At 37.5% G+C, this 16,996-nt stretch carries 16 protein-coding genes; 7 read left to right on the top strand and 9 right to left on the bottom strand.

All coding sequences use genetic code 11. The features are described from left to right. Window positions 1-21: 21 nt before the first annotated feature. Window positions 22-987: a GSCFA domain-containing protein gene (locus tag ACB104_RS14900; RefSeq protein WP_370479995.1), complete on the bottom strand. Its 966-nt coding sequence runs from the start codon at window positions 985-987 to the stop codon at window positions 22-24. Window positions 988-1,072: 85 nt separating this feature from the next. Further along, entirely contained in the window at window positions 1,073-3,682 is a 2,610-nt protein-coding gene (alaS, locus tag ACB104_RS14895; RefSeq protein WP_370479993.1) for an alanine--tRNA ligase, read from the bottom strand. A 184-nt stretch (window positions 3,683-3,866) separates the two neighbouring features. Here alaS and ACB104_RS14890 point away from each other — a divergent pair, with 184 nt between their 5' ends. The 5 genes from ACB104_RS14890 (at window position 3,867) to ACB104_RS14870 (ending at window position 7,140) form a co-directional block, all read left to right on the top strand. Then, on the top strand, window positions 3,867-4,838 hold the full coding sequence (locus ACB104_RS14890) for a M23 family metallopeptidase (protein WP_370479991.1): 972 nt from the start codon (window positions 3,867-3,869) through the stop codon (window positions 4,836-4,838). Continuing rightward, window positions 4,838-5,167 carry a MerR family transcriptional regulator gene (locus ACB104_RS14885; protein WP_370479990.1) on the top strand — a complete coding sequence of 110 codons (330 nt, stop codon included), beginning with the start codon at window positions 4,838-4,840 and terminating at the stop codon, window positions 5,165-5,167. The genes ACB104_RS14890 and ACB104_RS14885 overlap by 1 nt, the downstream gene beginning before the upstream one ends. A 90-nt stretch (window positions 5,168-5,257) precedes the next feature. Next, window positions 5,258-5,845, top strand: coding sequence for a LemA family protein (locus ACB104_RS14880; RefSeq protein ID WP_370479988.1), 588 nt, complete (start codon window positions 5,258-5,260; stop codon window positions 5,843-5,845). Further along, window positions 5,846-6,283 (top strand): TPM domain-containing protein, encoded by a 438-nt coding sequence (locus tag ACB104_RS14875; RefSeq protein WP_370479986.1) that lies wholly within the window; start codon window positions 5,846-5,848, stop codon window positions 6,281-6,283. Between the two features lie 8 nt (window positions 6,284-6,291). Then, complete coding sequence (locus tag ACB104_RS14870; protein ID WP_370479985.1) at window positions 6,292-7,140, top strand: TPM domain-containing protein; 849 nt, start codon at window positions 6,292-6,294, stop codon at window positions 7,138-7,140. Between the two features lie 87 nt (window positions 7,141-7,227). Here ACB104_RS14870 and ACB104_RS14865 read toward each other — a convergent pair whose 3' ends face one another. Both ACB104_RS14865 and der read right to left on the bottom strand, forming a co-directional pair. Further along, complete coding sequence (locus ACB104_RS14865) at window positions 7,228-8,232, bottom strand: sugar kinase (RefSeq protein WP_370479983.1); 1,005 nt, start codon at window positions 8,230-8,232, stop codon at window positions 7,228-7,230. A gap of 80 nt (window positions 8,233-8,312) precedes the next feature. After that, window positions 8,313-9,617, bottom strand: a complete 1,305-nt coding sequence (gene der / locus ACB104_RS14860; RefSeq protein ID WP_370479981.1) for a ribosome biogenesis GTPase Der — start codon at window positions 9,615-9,617, stop codon at window positions 8,313-8,315. Between the two features lie 164 nt (window positions 9,618-9,781). On the opposite strand from der, the gene ACB104_RS14855 reads away from it, so the two are divergent. Continuing rightward, entirely contained in the window at window positions 9,782-10,282 is a 501-nt protein-coding gene (locus ACB104_RS14855) for a GTP-binding protein (protein WP_370479980.1), read from the top strand. Here the strand turns inward: ACB104_RS14855 and era are convergent. The 4 genes from era to ACB104_RS14835 all read right to left on the bottom strand — a co-directional run bounded on the left by era (window position 10,279) and on the right by ACB104_RS14835 (window position 13,866). Further along, window positions 10,279-11,160, bottom strand: coding sequence for a GTPase Era (gene era / locus ACB104_RS14850; RefSeq protein WP_370479978.1), 882 nt, complete (start codon window positions 11,158-11,160; stop codon window positions 10,279-10,281). The genes ACB104_RS14855 and era overlap by 4 nt on opposite strands. A 122-nt stretch (window positions 11,161-11,282) precedes the next feature. Continuing rightward, window positions 11,283-11,975 carry a BamJ family beta-barrel-assembly machinery protein gene (bamJ, locus tag ACB104_RS14845; RefSeq protein WP_370479976.1) on the bottom strand — a complete coding sequence of 231 codons (693 nt, stop codon included), beginning with the start codon at window positions 11,973-11,975 and terminating at the stop codon, window positions 11,283-11,285. 147 nt (window positions 11,976-12,122) lie between these two features. After that, a complete protein-coding gene (locus ACB104_RS14840) occupies window positions 12,123-12,794 on the bottom strand; it encodes a bifunctional 4-hydroxy-2-oxoglutarate aldolase/2-dehydro-3-deoxy-phosphogluconate aldolase (RefSeq protein WP_370479975.1) in 672 nt (223 codons plus the stop codon). A 25-nt stretch (window positions 12,795-12,819) separates the two neighbouring features. Beyond that, window positions 12,820-13,866, bottom strand: coding sequence for a PfkB family carbohydrate kinase (locus ACB104_RS14835; protein ID WP_370479973.1), 1,047 nt, complete (start codon window positions 13,864-13,866; stop codon window positions 12,820-12,822). 166 nt (window positions 13,867-14,032) lie between these two features. Here ACB104_RS14835 and ACB104_RS14830 point away from each other — a divergent pair, with 166 nt between their 5' ends. Beyond that, on the top strand, window positions 14,033-15,067 hold the full coding sequence (locus ACB104_RS14830) for a LacI family DNA-binding transcriptional regulator (RefSeq protein WP_370479971.1): 1,035 nt from the start codon (window positions 14,033-14,035) through the stop codon (window positions 15,065-15,067). A 41-nt stretch (window positions 15,068-15,108) separates the two neighbouring features. Here ACB104_RS14830 and ACB104_RS14825 read toward each other — a convergent pair whose 3' ends face one another. Continuing rightward, complete coding sequence (locus ACB104_RS14825) at window positions 15,109-16,995, bottom strand: alpha-amylase family protein (protein WP_370479970.1); 1,887 nt, start codon at window positions 16,993-16,995, stop codon at window positions 15,109-15,111. Window position 16,996: the final 1 nt, after the last annotated feature.

Here is a 16,996-nt window from a genome sequence, read left to right as displayed (position 1 = left end):
AATACGATGAATTACGTATTTTTAGAACACAATCTGTGGGAATTGCCTTTGGATTTCAAATTTTTTAGCCTGCAAATTTTGAAGAAAGGCTTGGTGTGCCGAGGAATTTGGATTAAATGGTCTATGCTGAAGTCCTTTTTGTATGGCATCAACTTCTTCCATTGTTTTTAATGTTTTGGAAGACATCCAAACCTGAATAAATCTTTCCCAAATATAATCTACTGCCGTTTGGTTGGGATGAATCATATCCTCTGAATAAAAACGGTAATCGCGAAGTTCGTCCATAATAATTTCATAGGAAGGGAAATAATGAGAATTACGATTGGCAATTGACGATTCTTGATTTAAAGCTTGGTGGATGGCTGTAATTAAATGCGATTTGCTTTGTGTGTTTTCTACAAAGCCGTCTTTTAAATGACGCACAGGTGAAACGGTAAAAATTATGGCCGCTTTTGGATTGACACCTTTTACTAAATCGATAATGCCTTGCAAAGATTCTGCAACTTCATCAACAGACAACAGCTTTTTTGAAAATTGTTTTTGGGGAACTTTATGGCAATTGGCCACAATGGCACCAGATTCCATTAATCGGTAAACCCAAGCAGTCCCAAGCGTAATAATGATATGCGATGCTTTTTGTATTCCTTTATTAGTCTGCGCAACTTGGTTATTTAATTCATTCAATAAGTCATCTTTTGAAGACGAACTCAGTCTTGAATGCGCATCAAAACAATGCCATTGTTCATTATGAAAAAAAATGTCTTTTTCTGAATATTTTTTCTCTTCAATGGTATAGGAAATCAAATTTTGGATGGCTTTAGAATGAAAAAGAATCCCAAACGGATTTTGAAGATTTTGAAACTTAAAATAGTTTAGTTTACCTCCAATATTTTCTGTAAAGCACGATCCAAAGAGCAACACAGTAGAATTGTAGTCTATTAAATGTTCAGACTGTTTTTCTAACGGTATTTGGGTTTGGAGTTTCACTGGTCTAAAGTTGCAAAGTTTCAAAGACACAAAGTTAGAAAGATTAAAAACTGAGCTTTGAAACTTTGCATCCCTAAAACTGCTATTAAATATATTTTTTGGCTTCTTTTAAAGCCGCATCAATACCATCAGGATTTTTACCTCCTGCCGTTGCAAAAAATGGTTGGCCGCCACCACCACCTTGAATTAGCTTGCCTAATTCCCTCACCACTTGCCCTGCATTCAAACCTTTTTCAGCAACCAATTCTTTTGAAATGTAACAGGTTAAAAGCGCCTTTCCATCTTGTTCACTTCCGAACAACAAAAACAAATTATCAAACTGGCTGCCCAATTCAAAAACGACATCTTTTAATCCTGCCGCATCTAGATCTAATTTTTTAGCTAAAAACTGAACACCGTTAATTTCAGTCAACTCACTTCTAAGTTCACCTTTAATATTTTTAGCTTTATCTTTTAAAAGGCTCTCAATTTGCTTTTTTAAATTGGCGTTTTCTTCCTGTAAATTCTGAAGTGCCTTTACGGGTTCTTTGGCATTATTGAGTAAATCTTTCATTTCAAAATACGCTCGGTTATTTTCAAAGTAAAAGTCCTTCACCGCATCATTGGTTATAGCCTCGATACGGCGAATACCTGCGGCAACCGCACCTTCTAAAACTATTTTAAAATGCCAGATATCTGAAGTGTTTTTAACATGCGTACCCCCACAAAGCTCGATTGATTTTCCAAAGCGAATGGCACGTACAGTATCTCCATATTTTTCACCAAACAAGCTCATCGCACCTTCGGCAATGGCTTCCTCTTTCGGAATATTTCGCTTTTCTTCCAATGGCAATTTTCCTTCAATTCTTCGGTTTACGAAATCTTCAACATCGCGTAATTCTTCGGTAGTCAATTTTGAAAAATGGGAAAAATCAAAACGCAAATGTCGTGCATTTACCGCACTTCCCTTTTGTTCCACGTGAGTTCCTAAAACCTCCCGTAAAGCTTGGTGCAACAAATGGGTTGCCGTATGGTTGCACTCCGTTCTGTAACGGACTTTGGCATCAACCACTGCCTTAAATGTTTCGTTGATATGGTTTGGCAATTCTTTTGAAAAATGGATAATGACGTTATTTTCCTTTTTGGTGTCCAAGATATAAATGACACCGCCATGGCTATCTTCCAAATAGCCCTTGTCGCCCACCTGGCCACCGCCTTCGGGATAAAATGGGGTGATATTGAATACCAATTGGTACATATCTCCATCTTTTTTGGAAGTCACTTTTCTATATCGCGTTATTTTAACTTTAGCCTCAAGCGTGTCATAGCCCACAAATTCTTCCTCAAAATCTTCGCTTAAAACCGTCCAATCGTCCGTGCTCATTTCACTGGCAGCTCGAGAACGATTTTTTTGTTTTTGAAGTTCTTCCTTAAATCCTTTTTCGTCAAGTCTCAATCCTTTTTCAGAAAGAATCAATGCCGTTAAATCTATTGGAAAACCATAAGTATCATACAATTCGAAAGCCTTTTCACCAGAAACAACTTCACCTTTTGTTTCTTCAACAATACCATTTAAAAGCACCAAACCTTGATCTAAAGTCCTTAAAAAGGATTGTTCTTCTTCCTTAATAACACTTTCAACCAATACTTTTTGAGTTTTTATTTCAGGAAAAGCTTGTCCCATTTTTTCGCTCAGCACATCAACCAATCTATAAATAAATGGTTCCTTTTTGTCTAAAAAGGTAAATCCGTAGCGTACGGCACGGCGTAAAATTCGGCGTATTACATAACCGGCACCTGTATTGCTTGGCAACTGCCCGTCTGCAATGGAAAATGCTACAGCGCGAACATGATCGGCAATGACGCGAATGGCAACATCGGTCTTTTCGTTTTTGCCATAATTCTTATTGGTAATGGTTTCAATCTCTCTAATTAATGGCGTAAAAACATCGGTGTCGTAATTGGACTTAACCCCTTGCAATACCATGCATAAACGTTCAAAACCCATTCCTGTATCTATGTGCTTGTTGGGCAAAACCTCAAGACTTCCGTTTGCTTTTCGGTTGTATTGCATAAAAACCAGGTTCCATATTTCCACAACTTGTGGATGGTCTTTGTTTACCAAATCCTTTCCTGAAATTTTTGCCTTTTCTTCAGCAGAACGGATATCAACATGTATCTCGCTACAAGGTCCACATGGTCCTTGATCGCCCATTTCCCAGAAATTATCCTTTTTGTTTCCTTTTAAAATGCGGTCTTCTGAAATGTATTTCTTCCAAATCTCAAAAGCCTCGGTATCCATACCCAATTTATCGTCTTCACTCCCCTCAAAAACAGAAACGTAAAGTATGTCTTTATCAATGCCAAAAACCTCGGTAAGCAATTCCCAAGCCCATGCAATGGCTTCTTCCTTAAAGTAATCACCAAAGCTCCAATTTCCTAACATTTCAAAAAGCGTATGGTGGTAGGTATCGTAGCCAACCTCTTCTAAATCGTTATGTTTACCCGAAACACGCAAACACTTTTGGCTATCTGCCAATCTATTGCTCTTTGGCTGTGCATTACCTAAAAAATATTCCTTAAACGGCGCCATGCCCGAGTTTACGAACATTAACGTAGGATCGTCCTTTAAAACCATGGGGGCTGATGGCACGATAGTATGCTTTTTATCCTCAAAAAAACTTAAAAACTTAGAACGGATGTCTTGAGACTTCATAAAATATAAAATATTCTCTTTTCGGTTATTTGGCTCTAATTACAAAACAATTTTTATCTTTACTCACCCTAATTTTGAATAACCAAACCAATTTCTATAATATTTTATTGGTTTGTTCGTTTTTTACAAAATTCGCGTTTTGCAACTAAAGTTTTCAAAGCGCAAAAATAGTATAATTTAAGTAATGAGTAAGGTAAAATATTACTACGATTCTGAAACACTTTCATACCGGAAGATTGAACGCAAAAAAAGAACAACTTTTAAGTATGCGTCTTTCTTTATTTTAGCTTCAGGACTTTTTGCCTTTATCTTTGTTTTTATTGCAGGCCAATATATAGAATCACCAAAGGAGCGGGCTATGAAAAGAGAGTTGGAAAATGCCAAATTGCAATTTGAACTGCTCAACAAAAAAATGGATCAGGCCGAAGCTGTTTTGGCGAATGTAGCTGAGCGAGATAACAACATTTACCGAGTTTACTTTGAAGCAAACCCAATTCCGGAAGAACAACGTAGAGCTGGGTTTGGCGGTATTAACCGCTATAAAAGCTTAGAAGGCTTTGACAATTCTAAATTAATTATTGAAAGCAACAAGCGTTTGGATATTTTACAAAAACAAATAGTTGTTCAATCCAAGTCTCTAGATGAAATTGCCGTATTAGCCGCAGAAAAGGAAAAATTGTTAGCGGCCATTCCAGCTATTCAACCCGTAAGCAACGAAGACTTAACACGCATGGCATCGGGCTACGGTATGCGATCGGATCCGTTTACAAAAGCAAGAAAAATGCATTGGGGTATGGATTTTACAGCACCACGCGGAACTCCTGTTTATGCCAGTGGCGATGGTGTTGTTGTTAGAGCAGATAACCGTGCAGCTGGTTACGGAAACCACATTCGCATTGACCATGGTTATGGTTACACCAGCTTGTACGCCCATTTATACAAGTATAATGTAAGAAAGAACCAAAAAGTAAAAAGGGGCGACCTTATTGGCTTTGTAGGGAGCACAGGACGGTCTGAAGCACCACATTTGCATTATGAGATTTTTAAGGATGACAACCGTATCAACCCAATTAATTTCTACTACGGAAGTTTAACGGCGGAAGAATTCAACAAACTATTGGAGCATGCTTCTCTTGAAAACCAATCTTTAGACTAATGCATATAGAATTACCAGAAAAACGATATTATAGCATTGGCGAAGTTGCCAAAGCCTTTGGAGTAAACACCTCATTGATTCGTTTTTGGGAAAAGGAATTTGATGTGCTGAAACCTAAAAAAAACGCTAAAGGAAACCGCAAATTCACTCCAGAAGACATCAAAAACCTTAAATTCATTTACCATCTTGTAAAGGAACGCGGTTTTACCTTAGAAGGGGCAAAAACCCATTTAAAGGAAGAAAAAAAACAAGCCCTTAGTAATTTTGAAATCGTCAGCAAACTCGAAGACATAAAAAACCAACTTATCAAAATAAAGGAACATCTTTAATCTTTGAAAAAAATGTTTTTAAAACGTAACTTTTCAAAAAAGAATGTGTCTTATAGATAACTTTTAAAAACATCTTTAAACTAAATTATCATGAAGAGATTTTTACCATGGATTATCGTAGCCATAGTGGTCTTCGGAATCTATTCTTGGGGAAAAGGATTTAACAATACAGCTGTAGAATATGAAGCCAATGCAAAAACCGCTTGGAGTAATGTAGAAAGTGCCTATCAACGCCGCGCCGATTTAATACCAAACTTGGTGGCTACCGTTAAAGGTTATGCCGCGCATGAAAAAGAGACTTTGGAAGGTGTTATCAATGCACGAGCCCAAGCCACCAAAACTACAATTGATGTGAATGATTTAACGCCGGAAAAAATGGCGCAATTCCAGCAAGTACAACAAGGTCTAAGCGGTGCTTTGTCAAGGTTATTGGTTACCGTTGAACGCTACCCAGATTTAAAAGCTGATAAAAGCTTTCAAGAACTACAATCGCAACTTGAAGGCACAGAAAATAGAATTAACGTAGAGCGCAATCGCTACAACGATGCCGTTAACACATACGATATTTACACTACAAAATTCCCAGGAAAATTGTTGGCTGGCCTATTTGGTTTTGAAGAAATGGCCAGATTTAAAAGTGCTTCAGGCAGTGAAAATGCACCAAAAGTAGAATTTTAAATGTCCAAAATTGAAGATTTTTTAACTAAGGGCGAAGAACAAGAAATTGTTGAGGCCATAAGGCAAGCCGAGTTAAATACATCTGGTGAAATACGCGTGCATCTTGAAAAAACAGCCAAAGGCGATGCCACAAATCGTGCTTTGGAAGTCTTTCATTTTCTAAAAATGGACAATACCAAACTCCAAAACGGGGTATTGATTTACGTTGCCGTTGAAGATAAAACCTTTGTAATTTATGGTGATGAAGGCATCAACAATGTGATTCCCAAAAATTTTTGGGACAGCACCAAAGATGTTATCCAAGCACATTTCAAAAAAGGCCACTTTAAAAAAGGCTTAATTGAAGGCATTTTAAAATCTGGCGAGCAACTTAGAGCACACTTTCCATATTTGGATTCGGATACCAACGAACTACCAAACGAAATTTCTAAAGGCTAGGTTTCATCATGGAGTTTTCAGTTTTCAGTTTTCAATCGCAGTATAAATCACTTAGAAGGCTTGTTCTTTCTTTGTTCGTTGGTTTTTTGTTTTTAAACGTTTCCTATGGGCAGTTTGAAATTCCAGTAAAGCCAAGTCTTCAAACCAGTGTTTATGATTATGTTAGCTTGCTTTCTTCTTCGCAAAAAAATAGCTTAGAGCAAAAATTAGTAAAATATTCAGATACGACGTCAACCCAAATTGTTGTTGCCATTATTAATTCCACCAACGGTGAAAATATAAATTTTCTTGGAGCGGAATGGGGCCAAGCTTGGGGTATTGGTCAAGAAAAAGAAGATAACGGTATTTTAATTTTACTGGCCAAAAACGATAGAAGAATTGCCATTAATACGGGCTATGGCATTGAACATTTATTGACCGATGCCTTATCAAAACGTATTATTGAACGCGACATTATTCCGTATTTTAAACAAGGGGATTATTATGGCGGATTAAATAGAGGTGCCGATGCTATTTTTGAGGTTTTAAATGGTGAGTATAAAGGCACGCGTCAGTCCAGCAAAAACGATTTTCCTTTTGGGCTGATTTTCATTCTGATTTTTATTTTTATCATCATCCTTGTATCCATTTCAAAAAACAGACGTGGCGGTGGTGGCAATCGTGGTCATCGGTCTACAGGACAGGATTTGTTGGAAGCCATTATTTTAAGCAATATGGGACGTGGCAGTTACAGACGTGGTTCATCTGGTTGGGGCGGAAGCTCCGGCGGAGGCGGATGGACTCCAGGTGGAGGCGGTTTCGGTGGTGGCTTTGGCGGCGGCGGCTTTGGTGGCGGAGGTGCTTCAGGTGGTTGGTAAAACCCAATTTCCTTCTTAAATATGCATGAAAGAGGTTTTTAAAAGTGCATAAAATACCTTCCTAAAATTAATCAAAAAGGAATTTCACTATCTCGTAAAACGCCCAGTTATATTGCCATCAAGAATTCTTGTAACTTCCTCAGTCGTTGCGTAATTAACGTCACCAACATAAGTGTGTTTTAAAGCACAGGCTGCACTGGCAAATTGCATGGATTTGTAATCGTCGTAGTGCTGCAAGCCGTAAATCAATCCAGCGGCGAAGGCATCTCCAGTACCAATACGGTCTACAATATGGGTAATATCAAAATCCTCGGTTTCCCTAAACTCTTTACCATTCCACATTCTGGCTCTGATTTTATGCCATGAGGAATTAATAGAAGTTCTTATTTTATCAAAAACCTTATCAATGGTAGGAAACGTTTCCATAAGTTTTTTACTGGCCTCAACAAATTCTTCATTGGTATAGCCATAATTGGTATCTAAAACCTCATTAATTTCATTTATGCCACCAATAAAAACGGTTGAGCAATGCAGCAATTCTGTTAAAGCTTCTCTGGGATTTGCCCCATATTTCCACAAACCACTTCTATAAGTTGGGTCTGCAGAAACCTCCATACCTTTTTCCCTGGCCAATTTCAGGCCCGCCTTTAACGTGTCAAAAGCACCTTGGGTCAATGCCGGCGTAATACCAGTCCAATGAAACCAACTGCCTTTTCTAAGGGCCTTTTCCCAATCTACCATGCTTGGTTTTATTTCAGAAAATGCAGAATGTGCCCGATTATATGAAATAGAACTTGGACGCATTACAGCACCAACCTCCAAAAAATAAACACCTAACGGGTTTTTGGAGCGCACAATGGCCGTTGTATCCAAATCAAATTTATTGAGATAAGCTATGGCCGTATCTCCAATAAAATCATCCGAAATGGCCGTGATGTGCTTTACATTACCCCCAAAATTGGATATAGAAAGTCCAACGTTGACCTCAGTTCCTCCAAAATAAAACTCTAACGTGTTGGCTTGAATGAATTTTTTGTTCCCGAAAGGCGACAAGCGCATTAGCACTTCACCGAAGGTTATAATCTGGCTCATATATTGGTTGTTTGCGAATAAAAATAACCAATATACTTGATAATTAAACTATATTTTAAAATGATTTTATTGTGAAAATGTTACTTCTTCCTCATATAAACACTCACCGGAACACCTGTAAAATCAAAATTCTCACGAAGCTTGTTTTCCAGAAAACGTTTGTAAGGGTCTTTAACGTATTGTGGCAAATTACAAAAGAAAGCAAATTGTGGTTGCGGTGTAGGCAGTTGCATGATGTACTTTATTTTAACAAATTTGCCTTTGTATGCTGGCGGGGGATAGTTTTCAATAAGCGGCAAAAACACTTCGTTAAGCGTACTTGTTTTTATTTTTTTGGTTCGATTTTTATAGACCTCAACTGCAGTTTCTATGGCTTTGTAAATACGTTGTTTGGTCAACGCTGAAATAAATACAATAGGTACATCAGTAAATGGTTCCATTTGTTTTCTGATTGCTTTTTCATAATCCTTAACAGATTTATGGTCTTTTTCCACCAAATCCCATTTGTTAACCAAAACCACGATTCCTTTCCTATTACGCTCAGCCAACCAGAAAATGTTTTGCACTTGTCCGTCAAAACCTCTGTTGGCATCTAAAACCAGCAAACACACATCGCAGTGTTCAATAGCACGAATACTGCGCATTACAGAATAAAACTCTAAATCTTCCTTTACCTTCGACTTCTTTCTAATTCCCGCTGTATCAACCAAATTAAATTCAAACCCAAAACGATTGTATTTGGTATCAATGGAATCGCGCGTAGTTCCTGCAATGTCAGTGACGATGTACCTGTCTTCACCTATAAGAGCATTGATAAAAGATGACTTTCCAGCATTGGGGCGGCCAACTACAGCAAATCTTGGCAACTCTTCTTCAATCACCTCTTCCTTTTCAGGCAAGGCTTCAACCAAAGCATCCAGCAAATCACCGGTACCACTTCCATTTATACTGGCAATGGTGAAATATTCACCTAAGCCCAATGCATAAAACTCAACGGCATCTTCGGCACGTTTGGCATTATCCACTTTGTTGACCACCAAAAAAACGGGTTTCTTAACTTTTCGCAGCAATTTAGCCACATCCTCGTCCATTCCGGTAACACCAGATTCAACATCTACCATAAAAATTATAGCATCGGATTCTTCTATGGCAATTTCAACCTGTTTATCAATTTCGGCTTCAAAAATATCATCGCTACCCAATACATAGCCACCGGTATCAATTAACGAAAACTCCTTTCCATTCCAATCGGTCTTTCCGTAATGGCGGTCTCGAGTAACGCCGCTAACGGCATCAACGATGGCTTCCCTACGGCGAATTAAACGGTTGAAAAACGTTGATTTACCCACATTTGGTCTTCCTACTATAGCTACAATATTGCTCATGATATTTAATTAATGGATTCTGGACAACCTGACTATCAACAAGCTTACCTGAAAACTGGTGCAAAAATAGCAAATATCCTAATGCACCGTCCTTTTTATGAAGAATAATAAAATATCCACATTTTGAATAAAAAACAGTAATTTACTATCCTAAAACTAAATTAATGGCATTACCAAATGATATTGTTTTAAGGCCACGCTTTAAGTTTGAACTCCCCAAAAGCAATGAAGCGGTTTTAAAGGACTTTGAGGAAGCTAAAACTGCACAATCTGATTTTATTGTTAGTAGAATTGACGACCATGTTTTTATAAAATTCCCGACGGCAAAACAGCATTTTTGGTCACCACAGTTGCACTTGGAAATTAATGAAGTATCAAAAGAATCTTGCATGCTTCATGGTTTGTTTGGCCCGAACCCAACAGTTTGGACACTTTTTATGTTTCTTCACTTTGTAGTAGCCCTTGTTTTTGTAGCATTCGGCATTTGGGCATATTCCAATTGGTCTTTAAAACAAAGTTATGCCGTGCAATTGAGCGTTATGTTTTTGATGGTCGTTATCTGGATTGCCTTATATTTTGCGGGAAGCATTGGCAAGGCATCCAGTAAAAAAGATATGCTAGCATTGAATGATTTTATGAACGGTGTTTTAAATAGAGAAGATTAATTATTATACCCAAAACGTTTCAGCTGGTTTTGGTTGCTGCGCCAATTTTTGTTCACTTTTACGTAAAGTTCTATATGTATTTGTTTTCCAAAGAATGTTTCCAAATCTTTTCTAGCTTCTACCCCAACACGTTTTAGCGCACTGCCTTTGTGACCAATAATGATGCCTTTTTGGGTTTCACGCTCCACCATTATAACTGCTCGCACCCTTATAATTTTTTCTTCCTCTAAAAACTCTTCAGTTTCTATCTCAACAGCATAAGGTATTTCTTTTTTATAATGAAGCAGGATTTTTTCGCGAATGGTTTCATTAATAAAAAAACGTTCTGGTTTATCGGTCAGTTGGTCCTTTGGATAAAACGGAGGGGATTCAGGAAGCAAATCAAGAATACGGTTAAACACTTCTTTTACATTAAAGCCTGTTAATGCAGAAATCGGAAAAATCTCAGCGTTGGAAACCTTTTCAGCCCAAAGCTGAACCTGCTCTTCCAATTGTTCTTGATTGGATTTGTCAATTTTATTAAGCAATAGTAAAATGGGAATTTTAGAGCTGGTTATTTTTTTGAAAAAGGCTTCGTCCTTCAGTTCTTGCTCACCAATTTCAACCATGTACAATAAAACATCGGCATCCTCAAAAGCAGATTTTACAAAATCCATCATGGATTCTTGTAGTTCATAAGCTGGTTTAATGATACCCGGCGTGTCACTTAAAACCACTTGAAAATCATCACCATTAACAATGCCCAAAATTCTATGGCGCGTGGTCTGTGCCTTTGAAGTGATAATGGAAAGCTTTTCACCCACAAAGGCATTCATTAAAGTTGACTTGCCCACGTTTGGGTTACCAATAATATTCACAAAACCTGCTTTATGGCTCATTTACTTGATTTTATTTGGTACAAATTTACAACTTGAAAAACTTATTCTTCCATAAAAATTGAAAACAAAAAAAGCAGAAAGATAAACTTCCTGCTTTTAAACTCTTTTAAATATATGGTATGTTATTTTACTTCTAGAAGTTCAACATCAAAAACTAATGTTGCATTAGGCTTAATAGCACCGCCTGGTCTAGGGTTAGCACCGTATGCTAATTCAGCTGGAATGAAGAATTTATATTTTGCGCCTTCTTTCATTAATTGCAAACCTTCTGTCCATCCTTTTATAACTTGACTTACACCAAACTCTGTAGGCTCACCTCTATCAACCGAGCTATCAAACACAGTACCGTCCAATAAAGTACCATGATAATGTACTTTTACCTTGGATGTTGCCGTTGGTTGCGCCCCTGTTCCTTCTTTTAAAACAATGTACTGTAAACCGCTTTCGGTAGTTTGAACACCATCTTTTGTTTTGTTTTCAGCTAGAAATTTTTCGCCTTCTGCTTTATTTTTTTCACCTTCTTCTTTTCTTTTAGCCATTTCTTCCTGTTGTTTCTTTTGGAAGTAGGCTCTAACTAATTGTTGCGCCTTTGCTTGGTCAATTTGAAGGTTTGTAGAATCTGAACCATTCATAAATCCTTGAATGAATAATTTGTTATTAAACTCATCAAAGCTCCTTTTAACATTGTTAGCCACATCTAAACCGATTGCATAACTTACAGAATCCAACTCGGTTTTTAATGGTTCGTTCGATACACCATTTTTGTTACATGATACCATAATCAGTACGAACGCCACTAGACTTAAAAATTTCATTATTTTCATTTTTGAATTATTGTTTTTATAAAGTTGTTTTTTTCGCGATGCCAAATGTAACAAATTTAAAGTGAGTAAAAAAAGGAAAACCTTCCCGAATCCCGAGAAGGTTTTTAAGTTTAACAAGTTTTTAACGATGGAATCTGATTAAAAACCTCTAACCTTTTTAACAATAGCCAAAGCATTTTTTACATCCTGCTCTAGTTTTGCATAATCTTTATTGGAAATGATTTCCTTTGAAATCAATTGAGACCCCATACCAACACAAGTTGCACCAGCATCAAACCAACCTTTAAGGTTAGCCTCGTCTGGAGAAACCCCACCAGTTGGCATAATGCTTGTCCAAGGTTGTGGTCCTTTAATACCTTTAATGAATTTTGGGCCGTATAAGTCGCCTGGGAATAACTTAACAATCTCGCAACCCAATTCCTCGGCTCTTGCTATTTCTGTTAAACTTCCGCAACCAGGAGACCAAAGAACTTTTTTACGGTTACAAGCAATTGCAATATCTTCCCTTAAAACAGGCGTAACGATAAAGTTTGCGCCCAAAGCCATATAAAGTGAAGCCGCTGCACCATCAGTAACAGAACCAACACCCATTATCATACCAGGAAGTTCCTTTATAGCGTATTTTGTTAATTCACCAAAAACTTCATGGGCAAAATCGCCACGGGCGGTAAACTCCATTAATCTAGCCCCACCATCGTAACATGCCTTTAATACTTTTTTGCTTAATTCAATATCTCCGTGGAAAAACAAAGGAATCATTCCAGTGTCTTTCATAGCCTGAGCTACTTCTAATCTTGAAAATTGTGCCATTTTTTTAATTTTAATTCTTGATTGACTACCTAGCTACACGACCAGAAGCGTCGCCACCCATTAATTTTTCAACCTCGGCAACAGTTACCAAGTTAGCATCACCTTTAATGGTGTGTTTCAAGCAAGATGCGGCAACGGCAAAATCCAATGCATTTTGGTCATCTTCAGGGTATTTCAATAATCCGTAGATTAAACCCCCCATGAATGAATCACCTCCACCTACTCTATCAACAATGTCTGTAATTTGATACTGACGGGTTTCGTACATTTTCTTTCCATCATATAACACACCAGCCCAGGTATTATGTGATGCAGAAATAGAACCTCTTAAAGTTGTGATTACTTTTTTAGCTCTTGGGAATTTTTCCATCATTTGCTTGCAAACTGACAAAAATGCTTCAGCTTTCACATCGTGCCCATGCGTTTGAACCGCAAGACCTTCTGGTTTTATCCCAAAGTGCATTTCTGCGTCTTCTTCGTTACCTAAAACCACATCACAATATGATGTTAACTCGGTCATTATTTGTTCTCTTTTTGCCGCATCGCAGTATTTCCAAAGTTTCGCACGATAATTTAAGTCGGTTGAAATAGTAACACCCTTCTTACTAGCCACTTTCACAGCTTCCAAACAAACATCGGCAGAGCTTTGCGAAATAGCAGGTGTAATACCTGTCCAGTGAAACCACTCCACACCTTCAAAAACCTCTTCCCAGTCAATCATACCAGATTGAATGGTAGACATTGAAGAATATGCCCTATCATATACCACTTTACTACCTCTGGACACCGCACCCGTTTCTAAGAAATAGATACCAAGGCGATCACCACCCCAAACAATTTTATCTACACCAACGCCTCTTTTGCGCATTTCCATCATAGCACATTCACCTATATCGTTTTTAGGTAAGCGCGTTACAAAGTCTACAGGTACACCATAATTGGCCAATGAGACGGCTACGTTAGATTCTCCACCACCATAAACAACATCAAAATTGTCTGCTTGAGAAAATCTTAAAAATCCTTGAGGAGCCAAACGAAGCATAATCTCCCCAAAAGTGACTACTTTTTTCATCTTTTTGAATTGTATTTAGTTTTAATAATTATTAATTGGTTAAACGATTAAGCAAATAGTTGAACGAAAATCAAAACTATACAAAGTATTTGATATTAAATAGGTTTTGATTATAAAATTTATCGCCCTATATTTGTTTAAACGATTAAGCAAAGATATAAAAAAATTGAATATCAAAAGAAAAACAACCATAAAAGATATCGCCAACGTCTTAAATATTTCTACGGCTGCGGTTTCTAAAGCTTTAAACGACGATTCGCGCATTAGCGAAAAGACCAAGCAAGCGGTAAGGCAGGTTGCCAAAAACCTAAATTACCAGCCCAACCATCTTGCCAGTGCGTTACGAAAAGGCAAAAGCAACTTGGTTGGGGTTATTGTACCCCGAACCAACAGCCACTTTTTTTCTTCGGTTATTCAAAAAATTGAGGAAGTTCTCAATAAAGAAGGATACAATATTATCATGACTCAGTCCAGTGAGTCCTATAAAAAGGAGTGCAACAATATTGATACGCTATTATTTACACAAGTTGATGGCATTATAGCATCCATGGCCAACGAAACAATAGATTTGGCTTACTATGAAAAAATTAAATCTAAAGGCATTCCTTTAATTTTATTTGACCGTGGTGAAAATGACCTTAACGTAGATTATATTGGAATAAACGATTACGACAGTAGCCAAATGATTGTTGAACATTTGGTCAAACAAGGCTGTAAAAGAATAGCTCACATAGGTGGCTACAGGCATACCCGAATTTTTAATAATAGAATTCGGGGCTACATTGACGCTCTTAAAAAGCACAATCTGCCTCTAGACAACGAATTGCTCATTGAAAGTAGCCTGACCATTGAAGATGGCCGCAAAAAAATGACACAACTTTTAAATTTAAAAACGAAACCTGACGCCGTTTACGCGGCAAGTGATTACGCCGCTTTAGGTGCCTTGCAAATACTTAATGAGCAAAACATTAATATTCCCCATGACATGGCTTTGGTTGGCTTTGGCAATGAACCATTTACCTCTATGGTTACACCAAGCATCACCAGCGTAAACCAGCATAGTGAAGAAATTGGGAAACAGGCTGCGCTGAAATTTTTAGAGTATACCAAAGAACCGGTTATCAAACAATCTTTGAACAAAATTATCTTAAATGCCGAATTGGTTGTTCGCGATTCCTCTAATATTGCAAAGGTTGAATAAAGTTGTTGCTTTACCAATAAAAACAGAATGATTTTTGCATACTAATGAACCTTTAAAATAAAAGATTCCAATGGTTTTAATTGTATTTCTAGGCTTCCAACATTGTTTTCAACTAGTAAGTGCCCCGAAAATTTATAATATAGCTGATCTTCCACATAATAAGCTTTATTCGAAAATTCCCATGAATCGATAATGGCTTTGGGGATTTGTAAGTCAAATTGTTGATGATTTACAGCATCAAAATTTGAAACAACAATTAACTTTTCATCCTCACTGCACCGCACAAAGGAAAACACTTTGTCACCGTAATGCTCTGTATTTTCGCGGTTGTATAAATGGATGTCTTGATATTTTCCTACCAATGCCGAACTCGAAATGGTAAAGTTCAATAACCGTTTGTAAAAATCCCTCAATTCTTTCTCAGATTCGGTTAATTGACCTCCGTCAAATTTTTTGTTGTTTACCCAACGCTGATGTGCCGGTACACCAATATAATCAAAAATTGAGGTTCTAGTGGGCGAGCCAAACCCTGCATTTTCTGAACCGTCTTCCCCTACTTCTTGTCCAAAGTAAAGCATGGTAGGAGCCGTTGTTAGTGTAGCAGAAACAACCATGGCCGGCTTTCCTTTTTCGGCATTTCCAGCAAAATCCGAACTTGCCAAACGCTGCTCATCATGGTTTTCAAGAAAGTGCAGCATGTGGTGTTCAATTTCTTTAAGTTCTTCAAGGATAGGTGGAATATTATCGGTTTTCCCATTGCCCTGGATTATGTCCTTTATGGTATCGTATAATTGAACTTTATCATAAAGATAATCCATTTTGCCATTTTTTATATAATCGCGGTACAAAGCTGGATTGTAAACCTCGGCTAACAGAAAAGCATCAGGGTTTTTCATTTTTATTGAAGAATTCATGAAACTCCAAAATTCCACGGGCACCATTTCAGCCATATCATACCGAAAACCGTCAACCCCTTTATCTAGCCAATACAAGGCTATATCACGGAACTTTACCCATGAATTTGGAACCGACTTATCCTTCCAAAATTCATAATGCCTTTTAAAATTTTCATTTTCAAATCCATAGGGCAATTCATCAAAATCCCTTCTGCCTTCAGGAGAAATGCCATAATTCACTTTAACGGTTTCGTACCAATCATTAAAATTTGGTTGCGACAAACGCGATCCATTGCCTGTCCATTTTGCAGGAGCTTCATCAAAATTTCCATCAGCCAACGGATTTTTTTCTCCTCCAAGGGGCACATAATCACCTTCCCAATGGGGCATTTTAAAGGATTCGTCTGGGTTGTAATAGAAATTATTATTTACGTTGTAGGCGACGGAAGTATCATCATCTTCCCCAAAATCCCTCACTCCTTCAGGCTTAGAAATACTTTTATAATTTCGAGCTACATGATTGGGCACGATATCAATAATTACTTTCAAACCTATTTTGTGGGAGCGTTCAATTAAGGCCTCAAATTCCTCTAAACGGTTTTCAACATTTACTGCCAAATCTGGATTAACATTGTAATAATCTTTAACGGCATAAGGTGAACCTGCCCGTCCTTTTACAACATCGGGGTCGTCTTTTGAAATGCCATATTTTGTGTAATCGGTAATTACATTATGATGCGGCACACCCGTGTACCAAATATGGGTAACACCTAAATTCTTTATTTCCTCTAAAGCTTGATAAGTAAAATCATTGAACTTTCCAACACCATTCTCTTCAATGGTTCCCCAAGGTTTATTAGTGGTTTTTGTATTTCCAAACAAGCGTGTAAACACTTGATAAACCACTAATTTCCTTTGAACTTTCTCTGTATTTTCAACGGTAGTTTTTGCTTCATTTTTCCGCTGCCCACAACTAATAAAAAACATAAATAATCCGATAGTAATTATGATTGATTTTAAGTTAACGCCCATT

The organism is Tamlana flava, assembly GCF_041287255.1.
GTDB classification, from domain to species: domain Bacteria; phylum Bacteroidota; class Bacteroidia; order Flavobacteriales; family Flavobacteriaceae; genus Tamlana; species Tamlana flava.
The sequence above is the reverse complement of the archived record's forward strand: the minus strand, read 5'-3'. Positions and strand labels throughout refer to the sequence as shown.

What these genes read in the sequence shown, in the direction of transcription:
- alaS (WP_370479993.1), bottom strand. Translation starts at nt 3,682, where the DNA reads ATGAAGTCTCAAGACATCCGTTCTAAGTTTTTAAGTTTTTTTGAGGAT.
- ACB104_RS14890 (WP_370479991.1), top strand. Translation starts at nt 3,867, where the DNA reads ATGAGTAAGGTAAAATATTACTACGATTCTGAAACACTTTCATACCGG.
- ACB104_RS14885 (WP_370479990.1), top strand. Translation starts at nt 4,838, where the DNA reads ATGCATATAGAATTACCAGAAAAACGATATTATAGCATTGGCGAAGTT.
- ACB104_RS14880 (WP_370479988.1), top strand. Translation starts at nt 5,258, where the DNA reads ATGAAGAGATTTTTACCATGGATTATCGTAGCCATAGTGGTCTTCGGA.
- ACB104_RS14875 (WP_370479986.1), top strand. Translation starts at nt 5,846, where the DNA reads ATGTCCAAAATTGAAGATTTTTTAACTAAGGGCGAAGAACAAGAAATT.
- ACB104_RS14870 (WP_370479985.1), top strand. Translation starts at nt 6,292, where the DNA reads ATGGAGTTTTCAGTTTTCAGTTTTCAATCGCAGTATAAATCACTTAGA.
- ACB104_RS14865 (WP_370479983.1), bottom strand. Translation starts at nt 8,232, where the DNA reads ATGAGCCAGATTATAACCTTCGGTGAAGTGCTAATGCGCTTGTCGCCT.
- der (WP_370479981.1), bottom strand. Translation starts at nt 9,617, where the DNA reads ATGAGCAATATTGTAGCTATAGTAGGAAGACCAAATGTGGGTAAATCA.
- ACB104_RS14855 (WP_370479980.1), top strand. Translation starts at nt 9,782, where the DNA reads ATGGCATTACCAAATGATATTGTTTTAAGGCCACGCTTTAAGTTTGAA.
- era (WP_370479978.1), bottom strand. Translation starts at nt 11,160, where the DNA reads ATGAGCCATAAAGCAGGTTTTGTGAATATTATTGGTAACCCAAACGTG.
- bamJ (WP_370479976.1), bottom strand. Translation starts at nt 11,975, where the DNA reads ATGAAATTTTTAAGTCTAGTGGCGTTCGTACTGATTATGGTATCATGT.
- ACB104_RS14840 (WP_370479975.1), bottom strand. Translation starts at nt 12,794, where the DNA reads ATGGCACAATTTTCAAGATTAGAAGTAGCTCAGGCTATGAAAGACACT.
- ACB104_RS14835 (WP_370479973.1), bottom strand. Translation starts at nt 13,866, where the DNA reads ATGAAAAAAGTAGTCACTTTTGGGGAGATTATGCTTCGTTTGGCTCCT.
- ACB104_RS14825 (WP_370479970.1), bottom strand. Translation starts at nt 16,995, where the DNA reads ATGGGCGTTAACTTAAAATCAATCATAATTACTATCGGATTATTTATG.